The organism is Pseudomonas sp. B21-059 (assembly GCF_026016285.1).
In the GTDB taxonomy this organism is placed as follows: Bacteria; Pseudomonadota; Gammaproteobacteria; order Pseudomonadales; family Pseudomonadaceae; genus Aquipseudomonas; species Aquipseudomonas danubii.
In genome coordinates this window covers 3077402-3103895 of the sequence record NZ_CP087201.1, presented here as the reverse complement: position 1 = coordinate 3103895, position 26494 = coordinate 3077402, and the positions used below count along the sequence as shown (strand labels likewise).

General features: G+C 63.0%; 21 protein-coding genes. 8 read left to right on the top strand and 13 right to left on the bottom strand.

Annotated features, from left to right (window positions below):
* Positions 1–127: 127 nt before the first annotated feature.
* Complete coding sequence (gene sfnG, locus LOY69_RS14220) at positions 128–1222, bottom strand: dimethylsulfone monooxygenase SfnG (protein WP_102865199.1); 1095 nt, start codon at positions 1220–1222, stop codon at positions 128–130.
* A gap of 376 nt (positions 1223–1598) precedes the next feature.
* On the opposite strand from sfnG, the gene LOY69_RS14215 reads away from it, so the two are divergent.
* Positions 1599–2834, top strand: coding sequence for an acyl-CoA dehydrogenase family protein (locus LOY69_RS14215; RefSeq protein ID WP_110595575.1), 1236 nt, complete (start codon positions 1599–1601; stop codon positions 2832–2834).
* Between the two features lie 320 nt (positions 2835–3154).
* Positions 3155–3934, top strand: coding sequence for a TSUP family transporter (locus tag LOY69_RS14210; RefSeq protein WP_011061548.1), 780 nt, complete (start codon positions 3155–3157; stop codon positions 3932–3934).
* On the opposite strand, the gene nudC is transcribed toward LOY69_RS14210, so the two are convergent.
* From nudC to LOY69_RS14190, 4 genes are all read right to left on the bottom strand, one after another.
* Positions 3902–4732 carry an NAD(+) diphosphatase gene (gene nudC / locus LOY69_RS14205; RefSeq protein WP_102865201.1) on the bottom strand — a complete coding sequence of 277 codons (831 nt, stop codon included), beginning with the start codon at positions 4730–4732 and terminating at the stop codon, positions 3902–3904. The genes LOY69_RS14210 and nudC overlap by 33 nt on opposite strands.
* Before the next feature lie 6 nt (positions 4733–4738).
* Positions 4739–5551, bottom strand: coding sequence for a crotonase/enoyl-CoA hydratase family protein (locus LOY69_RS14200; RefSeq protein ID WP_102865202.1), 813 nt, complete (start codon positions 5549–5551; stop codon positions 4739–4741).
* Between the two features lie 265 nt (positions 5552–5816).
* Positions 5817–7121, bottom strand: coding sequence for an ATP-binding protein (locus LOY69_RS14195; RefSeq protein WP_265074786.1), 1305 nt, complete (start codon positions 7119–7121; stop codon positions 5817–5819).
* A gap of 4 nt (positions 7122–7125) precedes the next feature.
* Positions 7126–7827, bottom strand: a complete 702-nt coding sequence (locus tag LOY69_RS14190) for a response regulator transcription factor (RefSeq protein ID WP_102879610.1) — start codon at positions 7825–7827, stop codon at positions 7126–7128.
* 202 nt (positions 7828–8029) lie between these two features.
* On the opposite strand from LOY69_RS14190, the gene LOY69_RS14185 reads away from it, so the two are divergent.
* Complete coding sequence (locus LOY69_RS14185; RefSeq protein ID WP_102879611.1) at positions 8030–9184, top strand: efflux RND transporter periplasmic adaptor subunit; 1155 nt, start codon at positions 8030–8032, stop codon at positions 9182–9184.
* Between the two features lie 10 nt (positions 9185–9194).
* Entirely contained in the window at positions 9195–12293 is a 3099-nt protein-coding gene (locus tag LOY69_RS14180) for an efflux RND transporter permease subunit (RefSeq protein ID WP_102879612.1), read from the top strand.
* Between the two features lie 72 nt (positions 12294–12365).
* Here LOY69_RS14180 and LOY69_RS14175 read toward each other — a convergent pair whose 3' ends face one another.
* Both LOY69_RS14175 and LOY69_RS14170 read right to left on the bottom strand, forming a co-directional pair.
* The gene (locus tag LOY69_RS14175; RefSeq protein ID WP_016965043.1) at positions 12366–12491 is read right to left on the bottom strand and encodes a hypothetical protein; all 126 of its coding nucleotides are present in this window, start codon (positions 12489–12491) and stop codon (positions 12366–12368) included.
* A 58-nt stretch (positions 12492–12549) separates the two neighbouring features.
* Complete coding sequence (locus LOY69_RS14170; RefSeq protein ID WP_170002445.1) at positions 12550–13500, bottom strand: LysR family transcriptional regulator; 951 nt, start codon at positions 13498–13500, stop codon at positions 12550–12552.
* Between LOY69_RS14170 and LOY69_RS14165 the strand changes: the two genes are divergently transcribed.
* The 3 genes from LOY69_RS14165 to LOY69_RS14155 are packed head-to-tail and all read left to right on the top strand — an operon-like array spanning position 13494 to position 15955.
* On the top strand, positions 13494–14696 hold the full coding sequence (locus tag LOY69_RS14165; protein WP_222933700.1) for a TauD/TfdA family dioxygenase: 1203 nt from the start codon (positions 13494–13496) through the stop codon (positions 14694–14696). The two genes, LOY69_RS14170 and LOY69_RS14165, sit on opposite strands and share 7 nt — an antisense overlap.
* A 4-nt stretch (positions 14697–14700) precedes the next feature.
* A complete protein-coding gene (locus LOY69_RS14160; protein WP_265074785.1) occupies positions 14701–15459 on the top strand; it encodes a sulfite exporter TauE/SafE family protein in 759 nt (252 codons plus the stop codon).
* A gap of 16 nt (positions 15460–15475) precedes the next feature.
* Positions 15476–15955 carry a YbaK/prolyl-tRNA synthetase associated domain-containing protein gene (locus LOY69_RS14155; protein ID WP_080963096.1) on the top strand — a complete coding sequence of 160 codons (480 nt, stop codon included), beginning with the start codon at positions 15476–15478 and terminating at the stop codon, positions 15953–15955.
* A gap of 178 nt (positions 15956–16133) precedes the next feature.
* Here LOY69_RS14155 and LOY69_RS14150 read toward each other — a convergent pair whose 3' ends face one another.
* The 5 genes from LOY69_RS14150 to LOY69_RS14130 form a co-directional block, all read right to left on the bottom strand.
* Positions 16134–16313 (bottom strand): hypothetical protein, encoded by a 180-nt coding sequence (locus LOY69_RS14150; RefSeq protein ID WP_102865210.1) that lies wholly within the window; start codon positions 16311–16313, stop codon positions 16134–16136.
* A gap of 155 nt (positions 16314–16468) precedes the next feature.
* The gene (locus tag LOY69_RS14145; RefSeq protein WP_102879615.1) at positions 16469–17644 is read right to left on the bottom strand and encodes a lactonase family protein; all 1176 of its coding nucleotides are present in this window, start codon (positions 17642–17644) and stop codon (positions 16469–16471) included.
* A complete protein-coding gene (locus LOY69_RS14140; RefSeq protein ID WP_102865212.1) occupies positions 17631–17924 on the bottom strand; it encodes a DUF5629 family protein in 294 nt (97 codons plus the stop codon). Before LOY69_RS14140 ends, LOY69_RS14145 begins: the two co-directional genes overlap by 14 nt.
* Positions 17925–18140: 216 nt before the next feature.
* On the bottom strand, positions 18141–20516 hold the full coding sequence (locus LOY69_RS14135; RefSeq protein ID WP_110595573.1) for an efflux RND transporter permease subunit: 2376 nt from the start codon (positions 20514–20516) through the stop codon (positions 18141–18143).
* 32 nt (positions 20517–20548) lie between these two features.
* Positions 20549–21598, bottom strand: coding sequence for a WD40/YVTN/BNR-like repeat-containing protein (locus LOY69_RS14130; protein ID WP_102865214.1), 1050 nt, complete (start codon positions 21596–21598; stop codon positions 20549–20551).
* A gap of 433 nt (positions 21599–22031) precedes the next feature.
* Here LOY69_RS14130 and LOY69_RS14125 point away from each other — a divergent pair, with 433 nt between their 5' ends.
* Positions 22032–23663: a SulP family inorganic anion transporter gene (locus LOY69_RS14125; RefSeq protein WP_265074784.1), complete on the top strand. Its 1632-nt coding sequence runs from the start codon at positions 22032–22034 to the stop codon at positions 23661–23663.
* 162 nt (positions 23664–23825) lie between these two features.
* Here the strand turns inward: LOY69_RS14125 and pepN are convergent, their stop codons facing one another.
* Complete coding sequence (gene pepN / locus LOY69_RS14120; protein WP_265074783.1) at positions 23826–26483, bottom strand: aminopeptidase N; 2658 nt, start codon at positions 26481–26483, stop codon at positions 23826–23828.
* Positions 26484–26494: the final 11 nt, after the last annotated feature.

Genomic DNA, 26494 nt, shown 5'->3' with positions numbered 1-26494 from the left:
GCCGGCAAGCCGGCTCCTACAAGCAACCTCGCAAAACACCTTCCCGTAGGAGCTGGCTTGCCAGCGAAGGCGTCTTCGAGGGCGATGCAAGGCTTGCGGGCCTCTTCGCCGGCAAGCAACACGCCATTCAAGCTGCGGCTTCTTGCTCCTTGAGCAGGGCCTGGGCTTCCAGCTCCCGCACCAACGGCAGTACGCGCTGGCCGAAATACTCAACCTCCTCCTGAAAATGCAGGAAGCCCGCCAGGACCAGATCCACCCCCACCGCCTTCAAGGCGACAATCCGCTGGGCAATCTGCTGCGGGGTGCCGATCAGGTTGGTCTTGAAGCCGTCGTTGTATTGCACCAGGTCCTCGAAGCTGGACTTGGCCCAGTTGCCCTCACCCTCCGGTGAGGCCTTGCCGGCCTGCTTGGCTGCATCGCCAAAGGCATTCACCGCCTCCGGATCGGCCTTGTCGATAATCTCCGCCAGCACCGCCCGGGCTTCTTCCTCGGTGTCCCGGGCGATCACAAAGGCATTCACCCCGACTTTCACCGAATGCTGGTTGGCGGCGGCCTTGGCACGAATATCGTCAACCTGGGCCTTGATGCCCTCCACGCTGTTGCCATTGGTGAAGTACCAGTCCGACACCCTCGCGGCCATGTCCCGGGCCGCCCGCGAACTGCCGCCCTGGAAGATTTCCGGTTGCCCCAGGGGCTTGGGTTTGAGGCTGTAATTGTCGAAGCGATAGAAGTCCCCCTTGAAGGTGAAGTGGTCCTGGCTCCAGATCCCGCGCAGGGAACGGATGAACTCCTCGGAACGGCGATAACGCTCATCGTGTTCGAGCCAATGCTCGCCGATGGCCTGGAACTCGCCCTTGAACCAGCCGCTGACAATGTTCACCGCGATGCGGCCGTTGGTCAGTTGATCGATGGTCGCCAGTTGCTTGGCCGCCAGGGCCGGTTGCCAGGGCCCGGGCAGGATCGCCGCGATCACCTTGAGCTTGTCGGTTGCCGCCAACAGCGCATGGCTGAAGGCCACCGACTCATGCTGGTATTCGGCGCCGTACCCGGCGGTGAAGCGGATCTGCGTCAGGGCGTATTCAAAGCCCGCCGCTTCGGCGATCTGCGCCAGCTTGCGGTTGTAGTCGATGCCCCAGTGGGTGCGCTGTTCGATCTTGCTCACCACCAGCCCGCCACTGACGTTAGGCACCCAATACGCAAATTTGACGGCTTGCTGACTCATGGTTCGGTCCTCGGGACTGATTAAGGTGCAAGGACCAGAGCAGCAAGCGTGCCAGCGCCCGACAGCGCCGGCGCAAGCCTTGTTCCGGAGCCCGGGCAGGGCACAGGCCCGCGGCGCAGGACCAGGCCCGCAGCGGCTTGCCAGGGTTGCAGGGGCGACTTCGTTGCCCCTGCAAGCGCCACTTGCAACAGCTGCGACAGACCATCCAAAAAACCTGCAATCAACCGATTTGTTGATCAACTGTTGCCCGGACAACAGTTGCCGGATGCTCGCCCCCGCCCGCGCCCAGGCAAACCGGCACTGGGGATTCCGGCATGCTGTGTGCAATCAGCTTCGACACCTACTGTTTTTTACTGCCTGCCCCAGGAGCCACACCATGACCGAACATCAGGTAATCAATCCGCTGTCCGTAGGCGTCGACTACGAAGCCCTGGCCGAGCGCTTCCGGCCAATCTTCCAGAAGATCGCCGCCGGTGCCGTGGAGCGCGAGCACAGCCGCACCTTGCCTTATGAACCTATCCAATGGCTCAAGGAGGCCGGCTTCGGCGCGCTGCGGGTGCCGGTGGAATACGGTGGTGGCGGCGCCTCCCTGCCCCAGCTGTTTCAACTGCTGATCGAGCTGGCCGAGGCCGATGCCAATGTGCCCCAGGCCCTGCGCGGGCACTTCGCCTTTGCCGAGGATCGCCTCAATGCGCCCCCTGGCCCGGCCCGGGACCTGTGGTTCAAGCGTTTTGTCGAGGGCGATATCGTCGGCTGCGCCTGGACTGAAATCGGCGCGGTGGAGATTGGCCAAGTGATCACCAAGGTGACGCCGGACGGCGAAAAATGGCGCCTCAATGGCGAGAAGTTCTACAGCACTGGCAGCATTTTCTCCGACTGGATCGATGTCTACGCCCAGCGCAGCGATACCGGCGGCGATGTGATTGCCGCCGTAAGGACTCGCCAGAGCGGCATCCAGCAGAGCGATGACTGGGACGGTTTCGGCCAGCGCACCACCGGCAGTGGCACCTCGCGCTTTACCGACGCCGAAGTGGAGGCCGAGAACCTCATCGACTTCGCCACCCGCTTCAAATACCAGACCGCCTTCTATCAACTGGTGCTGCTGGCGACCCTGTCCGGGATCGGCCGCGCTGCACTGCGCGATGTGGCTCACGAAGTGCGGTTGCGCAAACGCATCTACAGCCATGGCAACGCACCGCAGGTCAGCGCCGACGCCCAGGTGCAGCAGGTGGTGGGCGAGATTGCAGCCCTGGTGTATGCCGCCGAGGCGGCGACAGTACGGGCAGCAGCGCCGGCGCAACGGGCGTACCTGGCGCGCTTTGCCGGGGATCAGGTGAAGGAACGTGAAGCCAATGTGGCCGCGGAAATCGAATCGGCCACGGCCCAGGTGGTGGTGAGCGAACTGATCCAGCGCGCCACCAGCGAACTGTTCAATGCCCTGGGGGCTTCGGACATTCGCCAGGGCAAGGCCCTGGATCGGCATTGGCGCAATGCGCGGACCGTGTCGTCCCATAACCCGGTGATCTACAAGGCACGGATTGTCGGTGACTGGCGTATCAACGGCAGCGAACCGCCTTTTGTCTGGCAGATCGGCAACGGCCCGCAACGCTGACCCTTCCCTGCACCGTCCGTAGGAGCTGGCTTGCCAGCGAAGGCACCCTCCGGTCGTGCACAAGGCTCAAGGGCCCATTCGCCGGCAAGCCGGCTCCTACGCTTTCCGGGCCATGCGCCGTCCGTAGGAGCTGGCTTGCCAGTGAGGGCGTCCTCCGATCGTGCGCAAGACTCAGGGGCTCACTCGCCGGTAAGCCGGCGCCTGGGATAGGGGTATCAGACCAAGGTCGAGGCGGTCGCGCAGCGGGCGGGGTTGCAGGTAAGATGGCGATCTTTCGCGCAGCCCCCTTTGCGCTTCCCGCCGAACAATAAGCCGAATCCATGCCCTTCGAACTCAGCGTAGACCTGACCACCCTCGCCATTCTCGCCCTCGTAGCATTCATCGCCGGTTTCATCGACGCCATCGCTGGCGGCGGCGGGCTGCTCACCACGCCGGCCCTGCTGACGGCCGGGCTGCCGCCGCACTTGGTCCTGGGTACCAACAAGCTCAGTTCGACCTTCGGTTCCGCCACCGCCAGCTTCACCTTCTATCGCCGCAAGCTGTTCCACCCCCGGCAATGGACCCACGCCATTGTCGGCACCCTGGTGGGGGCGCTGACCGGGGCCATCGTCGCCCATTACCTGCCGGCCGAGTGGCTGAACAAGATGCTGCCGGTGATCGTCTTCGCCTGTGGCCTGTACCTGCTGTTCGGCGGCACCCCCAAGGCGCCGCTGGACAGCGACGCACCGATCAAGAAGAAGTGGCAATCGAGCCAGGGCTTCAGCCTGGGCTTCTATGACGGCGTGGCCGGGCCCGGCACCGGGGCGTTCTGGACCGTGAGCAGCCTGCTGCTCTACCCCATCGACCTGGTCAAGGCCAGCGGCGTGGCCCGCAGCATGAACTTCGTCAGCAACATCGCAGCGCTGTCGGTGTTCGTGTTCTCCGGGCAGGTGGACTGGATCATCGGCCTGTGCATGGGCCTGTCGGTGATGGTCGGGGCGTTCTTCGGCGCACGCACCGCCATCAGCGGTGGTGCCAAGTTCATTCGCCCGGTGTTCATCACCGTGGTCCTGGGGTTGACCGTGCGCCTAGCCTGGCAGCACTGGTTCAGCGTGGCCTAGACGGCGCGCCACATAGAGGTCGATCAGGTAGCGGGCAATCGAGCGCGAGGCCGGCAACGGCGGCAGCGCGTGCACGTTGAACCACTGGGCATCCTCGATCTCGTCTTCCTGGGGGATGATCTCGCCAGCGGCGTATTCGGCATGGAAGCCCAGCATCATCGAATGCGGGAACGGCCAGCACTGACTGCCCACGTACTGGATGTTCCTGACCTCGATGCTCACCTCCTCCCGCACCTCGCGGATCAAGCAATCCTCCGCCGACTCACCGGGCTCGGCAAAGCCGGCCAGGGTGCTGTAGACACCCGTAACGAAACGCGGAGAGCGGGCCAGAAGAATCTCGTCGCCCCGGGTGATCAGCACGATCATGCTCGGTGAAATGCGCGGATAGGCCCGCAGATCGCAGGGCTCGCAATACATTGCCCGCTCCCCCGGCACTTGCCGCGTGGCCCGGCCGCAACTGCCGCAAAAGCGATGCTCCCGGGCCCAGGTGCCGATCTGTGCGGCGTAGCCCAGGACCTTGTACAGGGTGTGATCGCCCTCCAGCATGAAGGCTCGCAGGCTTTTCCAGCGACAGCCCGGCACCTCGGCGCGGCCACTGAGTTCCAGCAGGTACACCGGCTCGCCATCGAGGTGGCCGATGCCGTGTTCCGCCAGCAGCGGCAGGTCCTGGCCCTTGAGCCAGTGCCGCGGGAACAGCGCGCCGTTGTCGTCATGGAGAAAACCTTCCGGGCCGCGGGCCACGGCCCAGCCGCCAGGAAGGTCGGTGTCGAGTACTGCGGTGGTCCAGCGTGCAATCATCGTCAATCAATCCAGAAATTCGGGTTTCTGTTTGCTCATGTGGGCGGCAATGGCCACACGCAAGTCGTTGGACTGCAACATGGCGGCGTTCCAGGTGGCGACATATTCCAGGCCGTCATCGATCCGGTGGTCACGCATGTAGCTGAGCATTTCCTTGGTGCCGCTGACCGCGATCGGCGATTTGGCGGCAATCTCCCGGGCAATCTCCATGACCCCGTCCAGCAGGCTGGCGGCATCGCTGTAGGTGCGGTTGACCAGGCCGATGCTGCGCGCTTCCTCGGCACCGAAGGTGCGCCCAGTGTAGGCCAGCTCGCGCAGCATGCCGTCGCCGATGATACGTGGCAAACGTTGCAATGTGCCGACATCCGCCGCCATGCCGATATCGATTTCCTTGATGGAGAACTGGGCATCGTCAGCGGCATAGCGCATGTCGCAGGCGCTGATCAGGTCGATGGCGCCCCCCAGGCAATAGCCCTGGATCGCCGCCAGCACCGGCTTGCGGCAGTTGTCCACGGCGGTGAAGGAGGATTGCAACTGGAGAATCTTGCGCCTTAGCAGACGGGCATTGCGGCCCACGTCCTTGCCCAGTTCGTTGGCCACGCCAGCCAGCAGCATCAGGTCTATACCTGAGGAAAAATGCTTGCCGGCGCCACTGAGCACCACCACCCGCACCGCATCGGTGTCATCGATCCAGCGGAAGATCTCGACGATCTCGCTCCAGAACGCGGCGTTCATGGCATTGATCTTTTCCGGCCGATTGATCTGCACATGGGCGATGTTGTCAGCGAGTTCGACGCGAAAGGCTTGGTATTCGGACATGGCAGTGATCCTTTACTGGGCGGAAAATGAGGGCCGAACTATAGCAAGTGGTGGCGCCGCCCCGTAAGGCAGCGCATTGGCCAAAAACGGGACTGGCCGCAGGCTGGCGCGCGCCCTTGAAGGCACGCCGGTTTGTGTAGCCGCTGCCGCAGGCTGCGAACGGGCCCTGAGGGCACGCTGGAGCAGACGCCGCGTTGTTCCAGCTTTGCGCCGACTGCGTCGGCGATCGCAGGCTCGGCAGCGGCGACAAGGCCGTGGGAGCCGTTCAGCGGGTGGTCGGGGGCGGCAGGCTCAGGCGAAAACGCGCGCCACCCAGGGGCGAGGCTTCCACGGTCAGGGTGCCGTCCTGGGCCTCCAGGGCGCGGCGGCTGATGGCCAGGCCCAGGCCGAATCCGCCGGTGGCGCGGTCGCGGCTGCGGTCCAGGCGGTAGAAGGGTTCGAATACCCGCTCGCGCTCGTCGTCAGGAATGCCGATGCCGTCGTCGTCGACCCAGATTTCACACCCCTCGTCGCTGACCAGCACGCCCACCTGAATGCGTTTCTCACAGTAACGGGTGGCATTGCGCAGCAGGTTCTGCAGGGCCCGGGCAGTCAGCCGCGGGTCCAGGGTGAAACGCTCCAGGGTGCCGTGCAGCAGGACATCGATGACGATGTCCGATTCCAGTTCATCGTCGACGCTGCCAAGGATGCTGTCGATGAACTCGTCCAGCGACACCTCGACCTGCTCCGGCAGGCAGGCCGGATTCTGCAGGCGGCTGTAGGACAGCAGCTCCAGCACCAGTTCATCCAGTTCACGAATATGCGCCACCAACCCTTGCAGACGCTCGCGGCTGGCGGCAGGCAGATCGTCGGAGAGCACCAGGGCCAGGCCGAAATCCAGTCGGGTCAAAGGCGTGCGCAACTCGTGGGACACCGCATTGAGCAAGTCCCGCTGCTGGTTCAGGAGTTGCTCGATGTCCCCGGCCATGGTGTCGAAGACATGGGCCAGGCTGCCGATGTTGGAGCTGCCGGGCAGTTGCGTGCGTTCACTCAAGTGGCCCTTGCCGAAGCGCTCGGCGGTGCGCTTCAAGCGCTCCAGATCGCGCCAGTGGGGCCTGACCCAAAGCAGCAGGCAGGCCAGCAGCACCGCGACGATCAGCACGTTGATGCTCCAGTACAGCAGGTTGACGTCCAGAGGGTCCGGCGGCACCACCAGCTTCACCGCCAGCTGGTCATCCAGCGGCGACACTGCCAGTGTGCGCCAGCCCCAGTCTCCCAGGCGCACGACCTTCTCGCCGCGTTCCAGGCGCTCACGCTCGTAAAGGCTGAAGTCCGGATCGTCGATGCGCACAAGAGCCACCTGCAGCGGGTGGAACTCCTCGTCCATTTCCTCGGCCAGGGTCGGCCACTGGGACGCAGGCATGGCGCGAAACTGCTTGACGATCAAGCTCTGCAGCCCCCGGGACTGATCCAGGTTGTAGTCCAGGAAACGCTCGTGGAAGACCTTGATCACCAGGTCGGGAATCAGGTAGATCGCTGCGCTGAAGGCGACGATGGTGATCAGGTACAGCCGGATCAGGATGCGCAGCATGGACTCAGCATTCCCACTCGGAACGGCTGAACAGATAGCCCTTGCCCCAGACGGTCTTGATCTTGCGCGCCTCGCCGGCATGGTCGTCGAACTTGCGTCGCAACTTGGAGATGGCCACGTCCACCGAGCGATCGGTGCCGTTGAACTCGATGCCCCGCAGGCGCTGGAGGATCTGGTCGCGACTGAGCACTTCACCGGCGTGCCGGGCCAGCACCACCAGCAGGTTGTACTCACCGCTGGACAGTTCCACCAACTGCTCGCGCCAGGTCACGGTGCGCTCGGAGAGGTCGATGCACAGGTTGCCCATGAGGATCTGGTCGCTGGCGGTCTGCGGCTCACTCAGGCTGCTGCGGCGCAACAAGGTACGCACCCGTGCCAACAGCACTCGCGGTTCGCAAGGTTTTGTCACATAGTCGTCGGCGCCCATTTCCAGCCCCAGGACCTGATCATGGCTATCATCGCGCGCGGTCAGCATCAGGATCGGCAAAGTCGCCGAGTCGGCGCGCAACAAACGGCAGACCTGCAAACCGTCCAGCCCCGGCAACATCAGGTCGAGGATCACCAGGTCCGGCGGATTGCTCTTGGCCCGCTCCCGCACCTGATCGCCACGACTGATCACACTGACCTGATAGCCGTTGCGCTCCAGATAACTGGCAATCAGTTCCGAGAGGGCGGAGTCGTCTTCGACGAGAAGAATATTGGGCATGAGCTGAGGTCTTTATTGAAGAAATACAGAGTACCGGCGTTTCTTATAGAGCACCGGCTACAACCAGCGAGGCGCCAAGGATATACAACAGCGGCAACCCGGGCGCGCCTGCTTCACACTTTTTCACACAGCACCTACACAGCTTCACAGCGGGCCTTGACTCATGCCCTTAGCATGCCGAGGTCATTATTGGGGTATCAGCATGTCGAATAAACTCTTCGCGCCACTCTGCCTGTTGGTTCTGGCAGGGGCGCTGAGCGCCTGCGGCCAAACCGAGGGCGAACAGACACCACCGACCGCCACGGTGCGGATCGAGACGATCCAGAGCCAGGCCCTGTCCATCACCAGCGAACTGAGCGGGCGCATCGCCGCACCGCGGATCGCCGAAGTCCGTGCCCGAGTGGCCGGGGTGGTGCTGCAACGGACCTTCCGCGAGGGTTCCGACGTCAAGCAGGGTGACGTGCTGTTCCGCATTGACCCGGCGCCCTTCCAGGCCGACCTGGACAGCGCCCGGGCCAACCTGCGCAAGGCCGAGGCCAGTGCCTTCCAGGCGCGCCTGCAGGAACAACGCTTTGCCAAGCTGATCGCCGACCAGGCCATCAGCGGCCAGGAATACGACAACGCCCGGGCGACCCGGCGCCAGGCCGATGCCGAAGTCGCGGCCAATCAGGCCGCAGTCAAACGTGCCAGGCTCAATCTGGACTTCGCCACCGTTACCGCGCCGATTTCCGGTCGCGTCGGCCGCGCCCTGGTGACCGAAGGCGCCCTGGTGGGCCAGAACGAAACCACGCCTCTGGCGCTGATCCAGCAACTGGACCCGATCCACGCCGACCTGACCCAATCCACCCGTGAGCTCAATGAACTGCGCCGGGCCTTGCGGGCCGGGCAGTTGCAACAGGTGGGCAAGGACCAGGCCAAGGCCACCCTGATCCAGGACGACGGCAGCCTCTATCCGTTGCCCGGCAAACTGCTGTTCGCCGACATCAGCGTCGACCCGAGCACCGGGCAGATCATCCTGCGTAGCGAGTTCCCCAACCCGGACCTCGATCTGTTGCCCGGCAGCTTCGTGCGCGTACGCCTGGAGCAGGCCGTCAACCAGCAGGGCATCAGCGTGCCGCAACGGGCCATCCAGCGTGACAGCGCCGGCGTCGCCCAGGTGTTGCTGGTGAATGCCGAAAACCGTGTGGTGCAACACCCCGTGCAACTGGGCGGGGTACAGAAAGACCGCTGGATCGTCACCGAAGGGCTCAAGCCCGGTGACCGCATCATCGTCGAAGGCTTGCAGCACGCCCGTCCCGGCGAGCTGGTGCAGATCGACGACACGCCCCTTCCGCTCGCTCAGAATCCTGGCCAGTAGGTAGTACGACATGCCGCAATTCTTTATTGACCGCCCGGTGTTCGCCTGGGTGGTCGCCTTCTTCATCCTGTTGGGTGGCGCCCTGGCGATTCCCCAACTGCCGGTGGCGCAGTACCCCACCGTGGCACCACCGCAGATCGAGATCTACGCGGCCTATCCGGGTGCCTCGGCGCAGACCCTGGACGAGTCGGTGGTCAGCCTGATCGAGCAGGAGCTCAACGGTGCCGACCACCTGCTGTACTTCTCCTCCCAGAGCAGCCTGGGCAGCGCCACCATCACTGCCACCTTCCAGCCCGGCACCAACCCGGAGCTGGCCCAGGTGGACGTGCAGAACCGCCTCAAGGCGGTGGAGCCGCGCCTGCCCCAGGCCGTGACCCAGCAAGGCCTGCAGGTGGAGAAAGTCTCCGCCGGCTTCCTGTTGCTGATCACCCTGACCTCCAATGACGGGCGCCTCAACGATGTGGCCCTCAGCGACTACCTGGCGCGCAACGTGATGAACGAGATCCGCCGCGTGGACGGGGTTGGCAAGGCCCAGCTGTACGGCGCCGAGCGAGCCATGCGCATCTGGCTCGACCCGCAGAAGCTGATCGGTTTCAACCTGACCCCGGCGGACGTCAATGCCGCCATCAGCGCGCAAAACGCCCAGGTGCCGGCAGGCAGCATCGGCGATCTGCCCAACCCGTCGAGCCAGGAAATCACCGCCACCATCCTGGTCAAGGGCCAGCTGAGCACGCCGGAAGAGTTCGCCGACATTGTCCTGCGGGCCAATCCCGACGGCTCCACGGTGCGCATCGGCGATGTGGCGCGGGTGGAAGTCGGCAGCCAGGAATACCAGTTCGGCACACGCCTGAACGGCAAGCCCTCCACCGCTGTTGGCGTGCAGCTGTCCCCCGGGGCCAACGCGCTGAATACCGCGACCCTGATCCGCGCCAAGATGGACGAACTGTCGCGCTACTTCCCCACCGGCGTGGAATACAAGATCCCCTATGACACCTCACCCTTCGTCAAGGTCTCGATCACCAAAGTGATCTACACCCTGATGGAAGCCATGGCCCTGGTGTTCCTGGTGATGTTCCTGTTCCTGCAGAACATCCGCTACACCCTGATCCCGACCCTGGTGGTGCCGGTGGCGCTGATGGGCACCTTCGCCACCATGCTGGCCCTGGGGTTCTCCATCAACGTGCTGACCATGTTCGGCATGGTGCTGGCCATCGGCATCCTGGTGGACGATGCCATCGTGGTGGTGGAGAACGTCGAGCGGATCATGGCCACCGAGGGCCTGTCGCCCAAGGAAGCCACGCGCAAGGCCATGAAGCAGATCACCGGGGCCATCATCGGCATCACCCTGGTGCTGGTCGCCGTGTTCATTCCCATGGCCTTCATGCCGGGTTCGGTGGGGGTGATCTACCAGCAGTTCTCCCTGTCCATGGCCACCTCGATCCTGTTCTCGGCCTTCCTCGCCCTGACCCTGACCCCGGCCCTGTGCGCCACCCTGCTCAAGCCTATTGCCAAGGGCGAACACCATGAACGCAGCGGTTTCTTCGGCTGGTTCAACCGGCGTTTCGAAAGCCTGAGCAACCGCTACGAGGGCGGCGTGAGCTATGCCCTCAAGCGCACCGGTCGCTACTTGCTGATCTACGTCGCGCTGCTGGCGATCATGGCGCTGCTGTTCAGCCGCCTGCCCTCCTCGTTCCTCCCGGTGGAAGACCAGGGCTACACCATCACCGACATCCAGCTGCCGCCCGGGGCCAGCCAGAACCGCACGATCAAGGTGGTGGAACAGATCGAGGCGCATAACGCCGGCGAACCGGGGGTGGGCGACAGCACCATCATCCTCGGCTTCAGCTTCTCCGGGAGCGGACAGAACGCGGCCCTGGCCTTCACCACCCTCAAGGACTGGTCGCAACGGGGCAGCGACGACTCGGCCATGGCCATTGCCGACCGCGCCAACGGCGCCCTGAGTGCGATCAAGGACGCCGTGGTGTACGCCGTACTGCCGCCGCCGATCGACGGCCTGGGCACCTCCAGTGGCTTCGAATTCCGTCTGCAGGACCGTGGCGGCGTCGGCCACGCCGCGCTGATGCAGGCCCGGACCGAGCTGCTGGCTGCCACGGAAAAGAGCCCGATCCTGGCCAACGTCCGCGAGAGCGCCCTGGCCGAAGCGCCCCAGGTGCAACTGGAAGTCGACCGCAAGCAGGCCAACGCCCTGGGCGTGTCCTTCGCCGATATCGGCAACCTGCTGTCCACGGCCCTGGGCTCGGCCTATATCAACGACTTCCCCAACCAGGGACGCATGCAGCGGGTGGTGGTCCAGGCCGAAGGCGATCAACGCAGCCAGGTCGAGGACCTGCTGCGGATGAACGTGCGCAACAGCGCCGGCAAGATGGTGCCGCTGTCTGCTTTCGTCCGCGCCACCTGGACCCTGGGGCCGGCCCAGCTGACCCGCTACAACGGCTACCCGGCGATTGCCATTTCCGGCGAACCGGCTCCGGGCCACAGCACCGGTGAAGCCATGCAGGAAGTCGAGCGACTGGTGAGCCAGTTGCCCGCCGGCCTGGGCCTGGAGTGGACCGGTCTGTCGCTGCAGGAACGCCTCTCGGGCAGTCAGGCGCCGCTGTTGCTGGGCCTGTCGCTGCTGATCGTGTTCCTGTGCCTGGCGGCGCTCTACGAGAGCTGGTCGATTCCGACCTCGGTGCTGCTGGTGGTGCCCCTGGGGGTGCTGGGTGCGGTGCTGGCGGTGAGCTTGCGCGGGATGCCCAACGACGTGTTCTTCAAGGTCGGCCTGATCACCATCATCGGCCTGTCGGCGAAGAACGCGATCCTGATCATCGAGTTCGCCAAGAGCCTGTACGACGAAGGCCACGACCTGATCGACGCCACGGTGCAGGCAGCACGCCTGCGTCTGCGGCCGATCGTCATGACGTCCCTGGCCTTCATCCTCGGCGTGGTGCCCCTGGCCATTGCCACCGGCGCCAGTTCCGCCAGCCAGCAGGCCATCGGCACCGGGGTGATCGGCGGCATGATCACCGCGACCCTGGCGGTGATCTTCGTCCCGGTGTTCTTCGTGGTGGTCATGAAACTGGTAAAACGCGGTTCGTCCAAGGACTGAACCCAGACAAACGGGTCCCGATTCCGGGACCCGTTCCTTCCTTGATTGCCACGCTCAATCCAGCCTCGAACGTCAGTCCTGCAACAGGCTGGTCAAACGCTCGCGAGAGGTCTCTGGCTCGCCTTCCACAGGCTGGGCAGAAGACAGGATGGGGGTGGAATAGAGCAACAGCAGAACCACAGCCAGACGCGTCAGCATGCTTTCGATCCTTGCTCGGGAAAGAGTCAATAATTCAGCGTCAAATTTAAACACATGGCTATGTGCCACTGCCAAGCATAATTTGTGCTGAGCCGCGTTTACATTCGAGGCTTTCACCTAAGTCGCGGATCATCTCCAGCAATGCCTTCACCCGCAGCGGCAAATTTCCGGCCGGGTACACCGCGTGCATCTGTGGGCTCTCACCGCTGCTGGAGGTGAGCTTGTACTCAGGACAAACCCGGAGCAGGCGCCCCGCTGCCACTTCGGGCTCCGCCATCCAATCCGCCAAGCGGGCGATCCCGACGCCCGCCAGGGCTGCCTGGAATACCGCCAGACCGGAGCTGAAACGAAATTTGGGGTGAACCCGAAAGCTGATGGCCTGCTCCTCACTGCGAAAATTCCACTCCTTGAGAATCCGTGGCGCCGTATGCAGGATCAGCGAATGCGACTCCAGTGCCTCGATGGACTCGGGCATGCCGTTGCGCTCCAGGTAGCCGGGGCTGGCGTACAGATAACGTGAGTAACTCCAGAGCGCAAAGCCGATCAAGTCGCTGGATTGTGGAAACGCGCCGCGAATCGAGAAGTCCAGCTTGCTCTTGGCCGGGTCGATGATCTCATCGGTGAAAATCACATCGACATTAACGTCTGGATAACGCTCGCAGTATTGCGCGATCAACCGGGGCAATACCCCTTGTCCGAGAAACTCGGGGGCGGAAAAACGGATCCAGCCGGAGGCCAGGCCGCTGAGACCGGACAGGTCTTCATCGACCTCACGTTGCAGGTCGAGCATTTTGTACGCGTGGGGCAATAAGCATTCACCCGCTTCGGTCAAGCTCACGGCATTGGAGGAGCGATTGAACAACTTGAGCCCCACACTTTCCTCCAGGGCTTGAACGGCACGGGTCAGTGCGCTGGGGGAGCGCCCCAGCGTCCGTGCCGCGGCGACGAAGCTGCGCTTGCGAGCCACGGTCGCGAAGGCTTCAAGTTCCCCCAACATATTCAATGCCACTGTCCACCTCATTGCATTTTTCACAACGCGGCATTGCAACACAAAAAAAGGCCCTTCCGTTAACCTTCCCGCTCAACCCACAAGGATGGGGCAAACAGGAGCGCAAGGACGTGTCAAAGCTGGATGAAGTAATCGGGAAAGCCGCAGCTTGTGTTGATGAAGTCACTCATGAATGGCTGGAAAAAAAATCAGTGACTTCGATCCGACGGGAGATACCGCAAATTCATCTGTCGCTCGAAGAACAACGCACACTTCAGGCCGGTCTGGCAGCGCTGGACGTGACCGATAGTGCCTCGGGTATCCGCCACATGCCGGCCCTGGGGCGACTGCTGGAAAGTGCCCTGTGCCCGGAGAAAATCCAGCAGCTACGCAATTTTCCACAGGCCCGTGACGTGGCGATGATCGTCAGGGGGCTGCCGCTGGACCCGCAACTGCCGGCCACGCCCTATGACCTGGAGCCGGGTATCGAGAACGTATCAACGCTGGCCGGGGCTATCTTGTCCGTGCTGCAAACCCTGCAAACCCGTCCACTGGCCTACGAGGGTGAAAGCAACGACACCGTGTTCCGTCACGTATCGCCCAAGCACAAGCGAGAGACCGAAAAGAGCTCCTATGGCTCGCGCGCGGACCTGGGCATGCACGTCGACAACCCTCACCTGCCTTTGACCTGCGAACCCGTCTCGCAGTTGTCGGCCTGTCCGGAGTACCTGTCCCTGACCGGCCTGCGCTGCGAGCTCGATGTGCCGACGCGCATCGTCGCCATTGACGAGGTGCTGGCCATTCTGCCGGCCTGTGTCGAAGAGGAATTGTTACGACCGAACTTCACCGTTCGCCGACCGGCCTCCTTCGGCAAACAGGGGAATGTGCTGGAAAACGTCCCCTTGCTGTACAGAAGCGCAACCGGTGACCTGTATTGCCGCTACAACAAAGCGAGTGTCGAAGCGACCTGCGCCAATGCGCAGTTTGCCCTCCAACTGTTCGCCGCCGCCGCCGATCATCCCGATGTCGTGCACCACATACTGCTGCAACCAGGGGACATGCTGATCTTCAAGAACCAGCAAACCCTGCATGCCCGGGATGGTTTTACACCCCGCTACGACGGCCGTGATCGCTGGATGTTGCGGGTCTTCGGGGTCAATGATCCGGCACGCGTGGTGCCGCTGGCCCCTCATCAACCCTACATAGGCAGAGCCTGATTTCATGGTCGATATTGTCATCCTTTGCGTGTTCGCCTTCGCCGCCGGCCTGATCGATGCGGCGGTGGGTGGCGGCGGACTGATCCAGATTCCCGCGCTATTCAACGTGCTCCCCACCGCTCAACCGGCGGCGCTGCTGGGTACCAACAAAGTCGCGGCCGCCTGCGGCACCGCATTCGCGGCCCGATCCTTCGTGCGCAAGGTGGTGATCAACTGGGGGCTTGTGATCCCCGCCGCCTGCGCGGCCTTTGTCATGGCCTTCTTCGGCGCCGCCACGGTGTCGTTCGTACCTCAGTCGATGATCCGGCCGGCGGTGCTGGTGTTGATTGTACTGATGGCGATCTACACCTTCTGGAAGAAAGATTTCGGCGCCCTGCACAAACCCATGCGCATCGGTACCAAGGAAAAACTGCTGGCGATCATCATCGGCGGCGCCATCGGTTTCTACGATGGCCTGTTCGGTCCCGGCACTGGCAGCTTCCTGATCTTCCTGTTCATCCGCTGCTTCGCCTTCGACTTTCTGCATGCCTCGGCATCGGCCAAGCTGGTGAACATCGCGACCAACGTAGCGGCACTCATGTTCTTTATCCCAACGGGTAACGTGCTCTACCTGATCGCAATCCCCATGGCGGCATTCAACATCCTGGGCGCGCTCACTGGCACCTGGCTGGCCGTTCATAAGGGCGTGCCCTTTGTCCGGGCTCTATTCCTGGTGTTGCTGGTGATTCTGATCAGCAAACTGTCCTACGACATGCTCCTGTAAACCAGAGGAAAACCACATGCATCCGATGTTCGATCGCCTCGTGGCACTGCTCGATGCCCGCTCAGCCTCCTACCGGGTGTTGATGCACGATGCCGAGGGCCAGTCGGCGCGCGTCGCCGAAATCCGTGGCACCGAGCCCGGCCAAGGCGCGAAGGCCATGCTTTGCTCCCTCAAGGGGCAGCCCGGACCCTATGCCCTGGTGATACTGCCGGGCGACCAGAAGCTGGACATGAAGAAAGTCGGAGCGGCCCTGGGCGGGAAAAAAGCCGAGCTGGTGAAGGCCGAAACCGCCATGGAACTGACAGGGTGCCGGATCGGCGCCATCCCTCCTTTTGTTTTCGATGAGCGGATTCAATTGATCGTCGATCCGGCCTTGACCACAGGCTACGCAGAAATAGCCTTCAACGCGGGGCGGCTGGATGCGTCGATGGTGCTCGATACGCAGGATTATCTGGCGATTGCCATGCCTCGATTGCTGGACATCAGCCAGGCCTGAGCAAACCTTCCCCTTGCGCCCTCCCCTATGACATGAAGCAGAGCTTGTCGATCGCAAGGTCGGCAAGCCATGCCGGCTTGGGCGCAAATCGTGTGAGGAACTCAGTGGCTACGGGGCAACGTGGATATCGCGCTGGACATGCCAGGTGGCTAGCCAGCACAGGCGTAACGCTAGCCGATCAGCCGTGGCTCTTGTGATCCAGGGCGGCGTAGAAGTTGGCGCTTTGTTGCAGGTACTTCTGGGTGTAGGTGTTGGTGGAGGATGTCTTGCGGCTGATTTCCACGTTGGCGCTGGCTGGCAGGGCCACGCTGGCGGAAATGGCGGAGGCTGCGATCACGGAGAAGAGATTGAAGTTCATCGGTATAACCCTCGGATTCAGTTGGCTTGCTTGCCCGTGTGGGCTGTTGAGCAAACTTACTCCCGAGGGTTGGCGGGAAAAAATGCTTTGCGGCAGTAGCTATTATCAGCGTGATTGATAGAAGCAGTCAGGCCCCGGATACCGGGGCCTGCGGTCTATTGACGCACCAGGAACTTGATGTCGCTGGGGGCTTCGAAGGGCAGTTTCTGCACCGTCTTGCCGAGGAAACCGGTCTTGGCGTCACGTTCGATCACCACGATTTCATTGCTTTTCTGGTTGCCGATCAGCACGTAGCGGTTGCTCGGATCGAGGCTGAACTCCCGCGGGTGATCGCCTTCCACGGAACGGCGCTGGATCTCCTTGAGCTGGCCGTTGCTCGGGTCGATGGCGAACACCAGCAACTGGTTGGCCGTGCCACGGTTGCTGACATACAGGTACTGGCCGTCCTTGGAGGCATGCAGGGCCGCCGCGGCCTTTTTCTCCTTGGAGCCATTGGCCGCCAGATCCAGCAACTGACGCTGGGTCAGCTTGCCGTCCTGATAGTCAAAGACCGCCACCTGGGCGCTCATCTCCAGGGTCAGGTAGGCACGCTTGCCATCGGCACTGAACAGCAAGTGGCGCGGACCACTGCCTGGGGGCAGCTGGACAAAGGCCGGTTCGGCAGGCGTCAGCGGGTGTTCCGGATTGGCCTTGGGGTCGTAGCGGTAGACAAAGATCTTGTCTGCCCCCAGGTCGTTGGCGAACACGAACTGGCCGTCCGGGGACGACACCGACGAATGCACGTGGGCCGACTGCTGGCGCTCGGGATCGACGCGGCTGCCCGGATGGCTGGTGAGCTGCACCACCGGCGACAGATGGCCGTCGGCGCTGACCGGCACCACCGCCAGGCTGCCACCCGGGTCCACGTCCACCGAATAGTTGCTGACGAACAGGTAGTTGCCGTCGGCGCTCAGGCTGGAGTGAGTAGGCTCGTTGCCCTGGCTCTGCACCTGGTTGATCAGGTTCAGTTGATGGGTCTTGGGCGCCAGGCTGTAGCTGCTGACACGACCGATGGGGTCAACCTGCCCCGGGCTGTTTTCATTCACCACAAAGACGAATTTCTGGTCCTTGGACAGGGTCAGCCAGGACGGGTTGGAGCTCTTCACCACTTGCAACGGCTTGGCATCGATCCGCCCGGTCCCCTCGTTGAAACGCAGGCGATACAGGCCCTGGCTCTGCCCTTGGGTGTAGGAACCCACCAGCAGTTCCTGGGTCTCTGCCGGCGCGGCCTGGACCGCCATGGCACCAACACTGCCGGCCATCAACAGCGGCCAGAAATTACGCATCTTCATGCTCACTCTCCTCTTCGTCGCGGGCACTGAACGCGCTCATGCACACCAGGCGGTGCTCGCCGGAATCAGCGACCAGGGTCCAGCTCTGCAGCGCCTGATCAAAAGTCGCGGCCTGCACCTGGGCCAGGGTAAAGCTCCAGCGCTTGGCGGCACGGCCATCCATGCACTCGATCAGCAGGCGCTGCTCGTCGAGGGTGAAATCGAAGGCGTGCAGGCCGTCGATTTCCAGCATGTCGCAGGCTTCAAGGGCGGTGAGCAAGGTGTCGGTAGCAGCGGTCATAGCAATCAATCATCAATTGGAAAGGCGCAATCATAGCTGATCGGCGCCCAAGGATCGGGCCCGTATTGCGTCCAGTCATCACTCGCCGCCGGTGCGGCCTGCGGGCACTGTCGAAGGGGTCTGGCATTGCCCTGCGGCGCCAGCCTGTTCATGCCCTGGGAGCAGGCATGAAAAAGCCGCGCCCGAGGGCGCGGCTGAGTGTTCAAAACGCCTGGATCAGTGAGCGAACAGCGAGTTGCCCTTCTGCCCCGCCAGCTTCTCCGGCTTGATCAGGAACCGCGCCAGGGCCGGCAGCAGCCACAGGGCACCGAACATGTTCCACAGCAGCATGAAGGTCAGCATCAGGCCCATGTCGGCCTGGAACTTGATCGCCGAGAAGATCCAGGTACACACGCCGATGGCCAGGCACAGGCCGGTAAACAGCACCGCCTTGCCGGTGGAACGCAGGGTCTGGTAGTAAGCCTCCTGCAACGGCAGTCCGGCGCGCAGGAAGCTTTCCAGGCGGCTGTAGATATAGATGCCGTAGTCGACCCCGATGCCCACCCCCAGCGCCACCACCGGCAAGGTCGCGACCTTGACGCCGATGCCCATGAAGGCCATCAACGCGTTGCCCAGCACCGAGGTCAGCACCAGCGGCAGGACGATGCACAGGGTCGCCGCCCAGGAGCGGAAGGTGATCATGCACATGCCGGCCACACAGATGTACACCAGGATCAGGATGGTCAGCTCGGACTCCTTGATCACTTCGTTGGTGGCCGCCTCGATCCCGGCGTTGCCGGCGGCGAGGATGAACTCCAGGCCATCCTTGTTGTGCTGCGCGGCGAATTCCTGCACCGCATGCACCGCGCGGTCCAGGGTCGCGGCCTTGTGGTCATTGAGGAACACCAGCACCGGCGCCAGGGAGCAGTTGTTGTTGTACAGGCCATCGGCCCGGGCAATGGAGTTGTTGAGCACATCGGGGTTGCGCGACAGGGTTTCCCATTTCAGGTTGCCCTCGTTCATGCCCTTGATCATCTGCTTGGACACAGTCACCAGGGAGATCGCCGACTGCACGCCCTCGGTGTTCTGCATCTTCCACATCAGCTCGTCGATGGGGGCCATGGCTTCATAGCGCGAGCAACCTTCGGACGCGGTCTTGACCATCACCACCAAAACGTCGGAGCTGGTGGAGTAGTTGCTGATGATGAAGTTGTTGTCCTTGTTGTAGCGCGAGTCGGGACGCAGCTCCGGCGCGCCCTGGTCGAGGTCGCCGATCTTCAGGTTCTGGCTGTACCAGAGGCCGCCGCCAAAGGCCACCAGGGCCAGGGCGATGGAGATCGGTGCCACTTTGGGGCTGGCAAAATTCGACAGCAGGCGCCAGAACGGATGCTCGCGGGAGGCATCCTTCTTGCTGCGTTCGATGGCGCGCTTGCTGATGCCGACGTAGGAAATCGCCACTGGCAGCAGGATCAGGTTGGTGAACACGATCACCGCCACACCGATGGAGGCACCGATGGCCAGCTCGCGGATCACCCCGATGTCGATGATCAGCAAAGTGATGAAGCCCACGGCGTCGGCGAGAATGGCGATCATCCCCGGCAGGAACAGTTGGCGGAAGGTCCGCCGCGCCGCGGTCAGGGCGTTGTCGGCGTCACTGGACTGCAGGGCGATGCCGTTGATCTTCTGCACCCCGTGGGAGATGCCGATGGCGAAGATCAGGAACGGCACCAGCATCGAGTACGGGTCCAGGCCAAAGCCGAAGGCATGCATCAGCCCCAGTTGCCAGACCACCGCCACCAGGGTGGTGATCAGCACCGCGATGGTGCTGCGGATGCACCAGGTGAACCAGTACAGCAGCACCAGGGTGATGATGAAGGCCACGCCGAAGAACATCACCACCATGATCAGGCCATCGATCAGGTCGCCGACCTTCTTGGCGAATCCGACAATGTGGATCTTCACATTGGGGTTCTGCGCTTCGAACTTGTCGCGGATCTTTTCTTCCAGCTGGTGGGAGAACTTCTGGTAGTCCAGGGCCAGCAGCTTGCCCTGGTCCTGAGGGTCCGGGTAGGACTCCAGCAACGGGATGTCGACGATGCTGGATTTGAAATCGTTGGCCACCAGGCGCCCGACCTGGCCGGACTTGAGGACGTTGTTGCGCAACTGGTCGAGGCTTTCGGGCGAGCCGTTATAGCTCTGGGGAATCACCTCGCCACCGGCGAAACCTTCTTCGGTCACCTCGGTCCAGCGCACGCTGGGGCTCCACAGCGACTTGAGCCCGGAGCGATCGACGCCAGAGATGTAGAACACCTCGTCGTTGATCTGCCGCAGGGTCTCCATGTACTCCTGGGTGAAGATGTCGCCGTCGCGGGCCGCCACCGAGATACGCACGGTGTTGCCCAGGTTGGCCAGGTCATTGCGGTGCTCCATCATCCGCTCGATGAACGGGTGCTTGAGCGGGATCATCTTTTCGAAACTGGTGGAAGGCCGAATCAGGGTCGCCTGCCAGAACAGAAAAGCGCTGACCAAAAGGCAAATGAAGATCACTGCCGGGCGGTTGTTGAAAATCAGGCGTTCGAGAAAGTTCGCCTTGTCCTGGTGATGACTGCTCATGGAATTCCCCACCTTCTTATTATGTGCCCGGCTTATTTGCCGACGTCAGCGCCGGTTGCCGCAGAGATCCGCACCCCGCCCTGCCCGGCCAGGATCAGCTTGCCATTGCCGGCAGCGGTCACCGCCGACAGCGAGAGGCGGTCCGCACGGTTGAATACGCTGAAGGTCTGGCCGTGGTCGGTACTGCGGATCACGCTGCCGCCGTTGCCGACGATCACCAGCGAGCCGTCGTCCAGCAAGGTAGCACCCGACAGGCCGAACTCCAGGGCGCCACGGGCAGCGTTCAACTCCACCTGCTCCCAGGTGTTGCCGAAATCCGTGGAACGATAGAGATTGCCCCGCAGGCCGAACACCAGCAGGGTCGCCGGCTGGCCGGTAGCGATCACGCCGAACAGCGAGCCTTCATAGGGGCCTTCGAGGCGCTCCCAGGTCTGCCCATCATCGGCGGAGCGGAACAGGCTGCCCTGCTCGCCGACGATGAACAGTCCGGAATCCTTGACCTGGGCAATGGCGTTGAGGTGGAACTGATCTTCGTTGTCCAGGCGATCGCTGACGTCTTCCCAGTGCTGGCCACCGTCGGTGGTTTCCAGCAAGGCGCCATAGGCACCGACGGCGTAGCCGTTGCGGGTGTCCTTGAACCAGACATCGAGCAAGGGCGCTTCACGCTTGAGGTCCTGGAACTGCCGACTCCAGGTGACACCGCCATCGGTGCTGGCCAGGACCTGGGCATCGTGGCCCACCGCCCAGCCGTGCTGGTCATCGACAAAATACACCGCGGTCAGCAGTTGCCGGGTGGGCACCTTGGCCTGCACCCAGGACGCTCCCTGATCGTCGGAATAGAGAATGTGCCCGCGGTCGCCCACTGCCACCAGGCGCTTGCCGGCGTGGACCACATCGAGCATCAGGCTTTTCGCCGCCTTGGGCGATTCGATGGAATAGACAGTATCCGCTGCGGTGGCAGCGGCCAGGACCGGTGTCGACAGCGTCACGACACCCAACAGCGAGAGCGCTGTAGCCAGCAATGCGAACGTGCGCAGCGCCGGCGGGCGGCCAACAACTACACCCATGACAGGCTCACTCATAGACCATTCCCCCATTATTATTGTCAGGTCATTTGACCTCTCAGGGCGCCTTCAGGGGTTTGCGATGCCTGGACCGACCGTGAAGATCGTCCTGAAACCTGCACTCTAGAGCCCCTTCGGCTGCGGGCTATCCTATCGGGCTTTGGAAAGGTCTGACAATCAACGCCACGTTATCTTTTGTTAATCACCGCGTCTGGCCAGGCCCCTGAATGCTCGGGCATTCGCTGGGCTGATCGATGCTCCTCTGCAGCAGGCGAGGAAGCGTTGATGCCGGTACGAAAAGCTTGTCAATTTAGCTGAGGTTTGCGCGGCCTGTCGGCGTGTAGCACCGGTACACGACCAAAGGCTGATCCAGGGCATCAGCCGCCGCTACCCAGCGTTGACTATGATGAGCTGCGTGGGTGGCGAGCCCGATGACCTTCAGGAGTGACGCATGATTGCCATACGCGAGGCGTGGAAGGCTGGCTTGCTCGGCCCCCGGCACTGGGCTCGCAACCTGGTGGCCGGGGTGATTGTCGGCGTGGTGGCGCTGCCCCTGGCCATGGCGTTTGCCATCGCCTCCGGGGTCAAGCCGGAACAGGGCATCTACACCGCCATCGTCGGTGGCCTGCTGGTGTCGCTGTTCGGCGGTAGCCGCTTGCAGATCGCCGGCCCCACCGGGGCCTTTATCGTGATTCTCGCCGGGGTCACTGCCAAATACGGGGTCGACGGCCTGCAACTGGCGACCATGATGGCCGGGATCATCCTGTTCCTGCTGGGCATCAGCCGCCTGGGCGCCCTGATCAAATTCATCCCCGACCCGGTAATTCTCGGCTTCACCGCCGGGATCGGGGTGATCATCTGGGTCAGCCAGTGGAAAGACTTTTTCGGCCTGCCCGCCGTCCAGGGCGAACACTTCCACCAGAAGCTCTGGCACCTGCTGCAAGCCCTGCCCGAACTGCACCTGGCCACCACCCTGCTGGCCTTGCTCAGCCTGACGCTGCTGTTGTGGGTACCCAAGATCCCCGCGCTCAAGCGCCTGCCGGCGCCGCTGGTTGCCATGGTCCTGGCCACCGCCTTGCAGTCACTGTTCCAGTTCCAGGGCGTGGCCACCATCGGCAGTGCCTTTGGCGGCATTCCCCAGGGCTTGCCGACCCTGCAACTGCCCGAGATCAGCCTGCCACGGATACTCGACCTGATAGGACCGGCCTTCGCCATCGCCATGCTCGGAGCCATCGAATCGCTGTTGTCGGCGGTGGTGGCCGACGGCATGGCCGGCACCCGCCACGACTCCAACCAGGAACTGATCGGCCAGGGCATCGCCAACCTGGCCACGCCGCTGTTTGGCGGGTTCGCCGCCACCGGCGCCATTGCCCGCACCGCCACCAACATCCGCAACGGCGGCAGCAGCCCGCTGGCCGGCATCACCCACGCCGTGGTGCTGGTGCTGATCATCCTGTTTCTCGCGCCGCTGGCGGCCAATATCCCGTTGTGCGCCCTGGCGGCGATCCTGTTCGTGGTGGCCTACAACATGAGTGAGCTGCACCACTTCAAGCGCATGGTGCAACGCGCGCCCCGGGCGGATGTGGCGATCCTGCTGTGTACCTTTGTGCTGACGGTGTTCAGTGATCTGGTGATTGCGGTGAACATCGGAGTGATCCTGGCGATGCTGCATTTTCTGCGGCGCATGGCCTCCTCGGTGGAGGTGCAGCAAGTGGTGGGAGAGGATCTGGAGAACGAATTGCGCGACAAAGGCCGCGGGCACCTGCCTGCTGGGGTGCTGATCTATACCATCGAAGGCCCCCTGTTCTTTGGCGCTGCCGAAACCTTTGAACGGGCCCTGGCCCAGACCCATAGCGATCCCAGGCTGCTGATCATCCGCCTCAAGCATGTGCCGTTCATGGATATCACTGGCCTGCAGACCCTGGAGGAAGTGATAGGTCAGCTGCACAAGCGCGGGATCGTGGTGAAACTGTGCGAAGCCAACCTGAAGGTTCATGCCAAGCTTGAGCGAGTGGGCATCCTGCACGCCATTGGCGCGCAGAACTATCACCGCGACTTGAGCAGCGCACTGCCCCCTCTGTAGCCGCTGCTGCAGACTGCGAACGGTCTGGGCGGCACTGCGTCGCAGGGACGCATCGATCTCAAGACCGACAGAGGTATGACAGCGATCGCCAAGCAAGGTCCTGCGGACCTTGGCGCAGCTTCGCAGGCTCAGCAGCGGCTACAGGCGTAGCCGCTGCCGCCGTCAGGCGAGGCTTTTGCTCACCACTTCGAACACGTCGCTGGAGAGATCGCCGGAAGCACGGATGCGCTCCAGTTCGCCCTTCATCAGCGCCTGACGGGCGCTGTCGTATTTGCGCCAGCGAGTCAGTGGCGCCAGTTGCCGCGAGGCAATCTGCGGGTTGAAGCCGTTGAGCTGGATCACCAGATCCGCCAGGAAGCGATAACCCGAACCATCCGCCGCATGGAAGTTGATCAGGTTCTGCCCGGCAAAAGCCCCCACCAACGCCCGCACCTTGTTCGGGTTCTTGAGGTTGAACGCAGGGTGCTGCATCAGCGCCTTGACCCGCTCCAGGCCGCCCGGCAACGGGCTGCCGGCCTGGACGCTGAACCACTGGTCCATGACCAGGGCGTTGTCCTTGAAGTTCTCGGCGAACACCGCCAGAGCCTGGGCCTTCTCGGCCTCGAACGGCGAGTTGACCAGCACCGCCAGGGCGGTGAGACGCTCGGTCATGTTGTCGGCGCTGTCGAACTGCTCGATGGCCGCCGCCAGCACTTCGGGCTTGCGGGTCAACATCAGGTAGGACAACGCAATGTTCTGCAGCGCGCGACGGGCAAAGTGCTCGGACTCGGCCACATAGGCCGTGGCCTTGGACACTGCCCGGTTGGCCTGATAACGCTTCCACAGCGCATCGAACAGGCTGTCAGCCAGTTGCTGGCGGGCAAACTCGCGAGCCGCATGGATCGCCTCGACATCCGCCACTTCGCTGATCTCGGTCAGATACGCCTCGCCCGGCAGCGACAGCATTTCCGCGACCATGGCCTGGTCCAGGCTGTCGTCCGCCAGCACGGTGCCCAGGGCGGTCACCAGACGTTCGTCCATCACCAGCGCCTGACCCTGCTGATGCTGGGCAATCAGTTCTTGCAGCACTTGCACGGCCAACTGCTGGCCGGCGTCCCAACGGTTGAAACCGTCGCTGTCGTGCTGCATGAGGAACATCAGCTGGTCGCGGTTGTAGGGGAAGCTCAGCTTCACCGGCGCCGAGAAGCCCCGCAGCAGCGATGGCAACGGATGTTCGGCGATATCGACGAAGGTGAAGGTCTGCTCCGCCTCGGTCACCGAGATCACCCGGGAAGTCCCCTGGGCGGCGTTTTCGCCGGACAGGCGCAGGGCCATACCCGCCCCTTTCGAGTCCAGCAGGCCAAGCTCCACCGGGATCACGAACGGCAGTTTCTCCACTTTGTCCGGGGTCTGCGGGCAGCTCTGGCGGAAGGTCAGGCTGTAGGTCTTGGCCGCCGCGTCGTAGGACTCGCTGACCGCCAGCCGTGGCGTACCGGCCTGGCTGTACCAGCGTTTGAACTGGGTCAGATCGACGCCGTTGGCATCTTCCATGGCCTTGACGAAATCGTCACAGGTCACGGCCTGACCGTCATGGCGTTCGAAGTACAGGTCACTGCCCTTACGGAAACCTTCAGCTCCGAGCAAGGTGTGGATCATGCCCACCACTTCCGAACCCTTTTCGTACACGGTCAGGGTGTAGAAGTTGGAAATCTCGATAAAGCTTTCCGGGCGCACGGCATGGGCCATGGGGCCGGCGTCTTCGGCGAACTGGTGGGTGCGCAGGTAGGCCACGTCCTGAATGCGCTTGACGGTGCGCGAGTTCATGTCCGCGGAGAATCCGGCATCGCGGAACACCGTGAAGCCTTCCTTGAGCGACAGCTGGAACCAGTCGCGGCAGGTCACGCGGTTGCCCGACCAGTTGTGGAAGTATTCGTGGGCGACGATGGCCTCGACCCGCTGGTGGGCGGCGTCGGTGGCAGTTTCGGCACGGGCCAGCACGGCGCTGGAGTTGAAGATGTTCAGGCCCTTGTTTTCCATAGCGCCCATGTTGAAGTCGTTCACCGCGACGATCATGAAGATGTCCAGGTCGTATTCACGGCCGTAGGTTTCTTCGTCCCAGCGCATGGACTTTTTCAGGCTGTTCATGGCGTGCTGGCACTTGTCGATGTTTTCCGGCTCGACATAGATGCGCAGCGCCACATCGCGGCCGCTCTGGGTGCGGAAGCTGTCTTCCACGCACCACAGGTCACCGGCCACCAGGGCAAACAGGTAGGCGGGTTTCATGAACGGGTCTTCCCAGGTCGCCCAGTGCCGGCCGTCTTCACCGGGGCCGCTGGCGATGGGGTTGCCGTTGGAGAGCAGCACCGGGTAGCTGTGCTGCTCGGCCACCACGGTGGTGGTGAACTTGCTCATCACATCCGGGCGGTCGAGGTAATAGGTGATCTTGCGAAAGCCCTCGGCTTCGCACTGAGTGCAGAACATGCCACTGGACTTGTACAGGCCTTCCAGGGCGGTGTTGCTTTCCGGGTGGATCTTCACGCTGGTGTCCAGGGTGAAGCTGGCGCTGGTGGGGTGCAGGGTCAGGTGGCTGTCGTCCAGCTGGTAGTCGTCAGCACTCAGCGGCTGATCGGCGAGGCTCACCGATAGCAGCTCCAGCTGCTGGCCATCCAGCACCAGCGGCGGCAGCCCGGCGCCACGGGCCGGGTTGCGACGCATCACCAGCTGCGCATGGACCAGGCTGTGGTCCTCGAACAACTCGAAGGTCAGGTGGGTCTCGTCGATCAGGTACTCGGGGGCCTGATAGTCCTTCAGGTAGATCATCTTCGGTTGATCGGTGCGCATGGCGAATTCCT

Bases quoted from the DNA above. Each gene is read 5' to 3' on its own strand.
- sfnG (WP_102865199.1), bottom strand. From the start codon at position 1,222: ATGAGTCAGCAAGCCGTCAAATTTGCGTATTGGGTGCCTAACGTCAGT.
- LOY69_RS14215 (WP_110595575.1), top strand. From the start codon at position 1,599: ATGACCGAACATCAGGTAATCAATCCGCTGTCCGTAGGCGTCGACTAC.
- LOY69_RS14210 (WP_011061548.1), top strand. From the start codon at position 3,155: ATGCCCTTCGAACTCAGCGTAGACCTGACCACCCTCGCCATTCTCGCC.
- nudC (WP_102865201.1), bottom strand. From the start codon at position 4,732: ATGATTGCACGCTGGACCACCGCAGTACTCGACACCGACCTTCCTGGC.
- LOY69_RS14200 (WP_102865202.1), bottom strand. From the start codon at position 5,551: ATGTCCGAATACCAAGCCTTTCGCGTCGAACTCGCTGACAACATCGCC.
- LOY69_RS14195 (WP_265074786.1), bottom strand. From the start codon at position 7,121: ATGCTGCGCATCCTGATCCGGCTGTACCTGATCACCATCGTCGCCTTC.
- LOY69_RS14190 (WP_102879610.1), bottom strand. From the start codon at position 7,827: ATGCCCAATATTCTTCTCGTCGAAGACGACTCCGCCCTCTCGGAACTG.
- LOY69_RS14185 (WP_102879611.1), top strand. From the start codon at position 8,030: ATGTCGAATAAACTCTTCGCGCCACTCTGCCTGTTGGTTCTGGCAGGG.
- LOY69_RS14180 (WP_102879612.1), top strand. From the start codon at position 9,195: ATGCCGCAATTCTTTATTGACCGCCCGGTGTTCGCCTGGGTGGTCGCC.
- LOY69_RS14175 (WP_016965043.1), bottom strand. From the start codon at position 12,491: ATGCTGACGCGTCTGGCTGTGGTTCTGCTGTTGCTCTATTCCACCCCC.
- LOY69_RS14165 (WP_222933700.1), top strand. From the start codon at position 13,494: ATGCCACTGTCCACCTCATTGCATTTTTCACAACGCGGCATTGCAACA.
- LOY69_RS14160 (WP_265074785.1), top strand. From the start codon at position 14,701: ATGGTCGATATTGTCATCCTTTGCGTGTTCGCCTTCGCCGCCGGCCTG.
- LOY69_RS14155 (WP_080963096.1), top strand. From the start codon at position 15,476: ATGCATCCGATGTTCGATCGCCTCGTGGCACTGCTCGATGCCCGCTCA.
- LOY69_RS14150 (WP_102865210.1), bottom strand. From the start codon at position 16,313: ATGAACTTCAATCTCTTCTCCGTGATCGCAGCCTCCGCCATTTCCGCC.
- LOY69_RS14145 (WP_102879615.1), bottom strand. From the start codon at position 17,644: ATGAAGATGCGTAATTTCTGGCCGCTGTTGATGGCCGGCAGTGTTGGT.
- LOY69_RS14140 (WP_102865212.1), bottom strand. From the start codon at position 17,924: ATGACCGCTGCTACCGACACCTTGCTCACCGCCCTTGAAGCCTGCGAC.
- LOY69_RS14135 (WP_110595573.1), bottom strand. From the start codon at position 20,516: ATGAGCAGTCATCACCAGGACAAGGCGAACTTTCTCGAACGCCTGATT.
- LOY69_RS14130 (WP_102865214.1), bottom strand. From the start codon at position 21,598: ATGAGTGAGCCTGTCATGGGTGTAGTTGTTGGCCGCCCGCCGGCGCTG.
- LOY69_RS14125 (WP_265074784.1), top strand. From the start codon at position 22,032: ATGATTGCCATACGCGAGGCGTGGAAGGCTGGCTTGCTCGGCCCCCGG.
- pepN (WP_265074783.1), bottom strand. From the start codon at position 26,483: ATGCGCACCGATCAACCGAAGATGATCTACCTGAAGGACTATCAGGCC.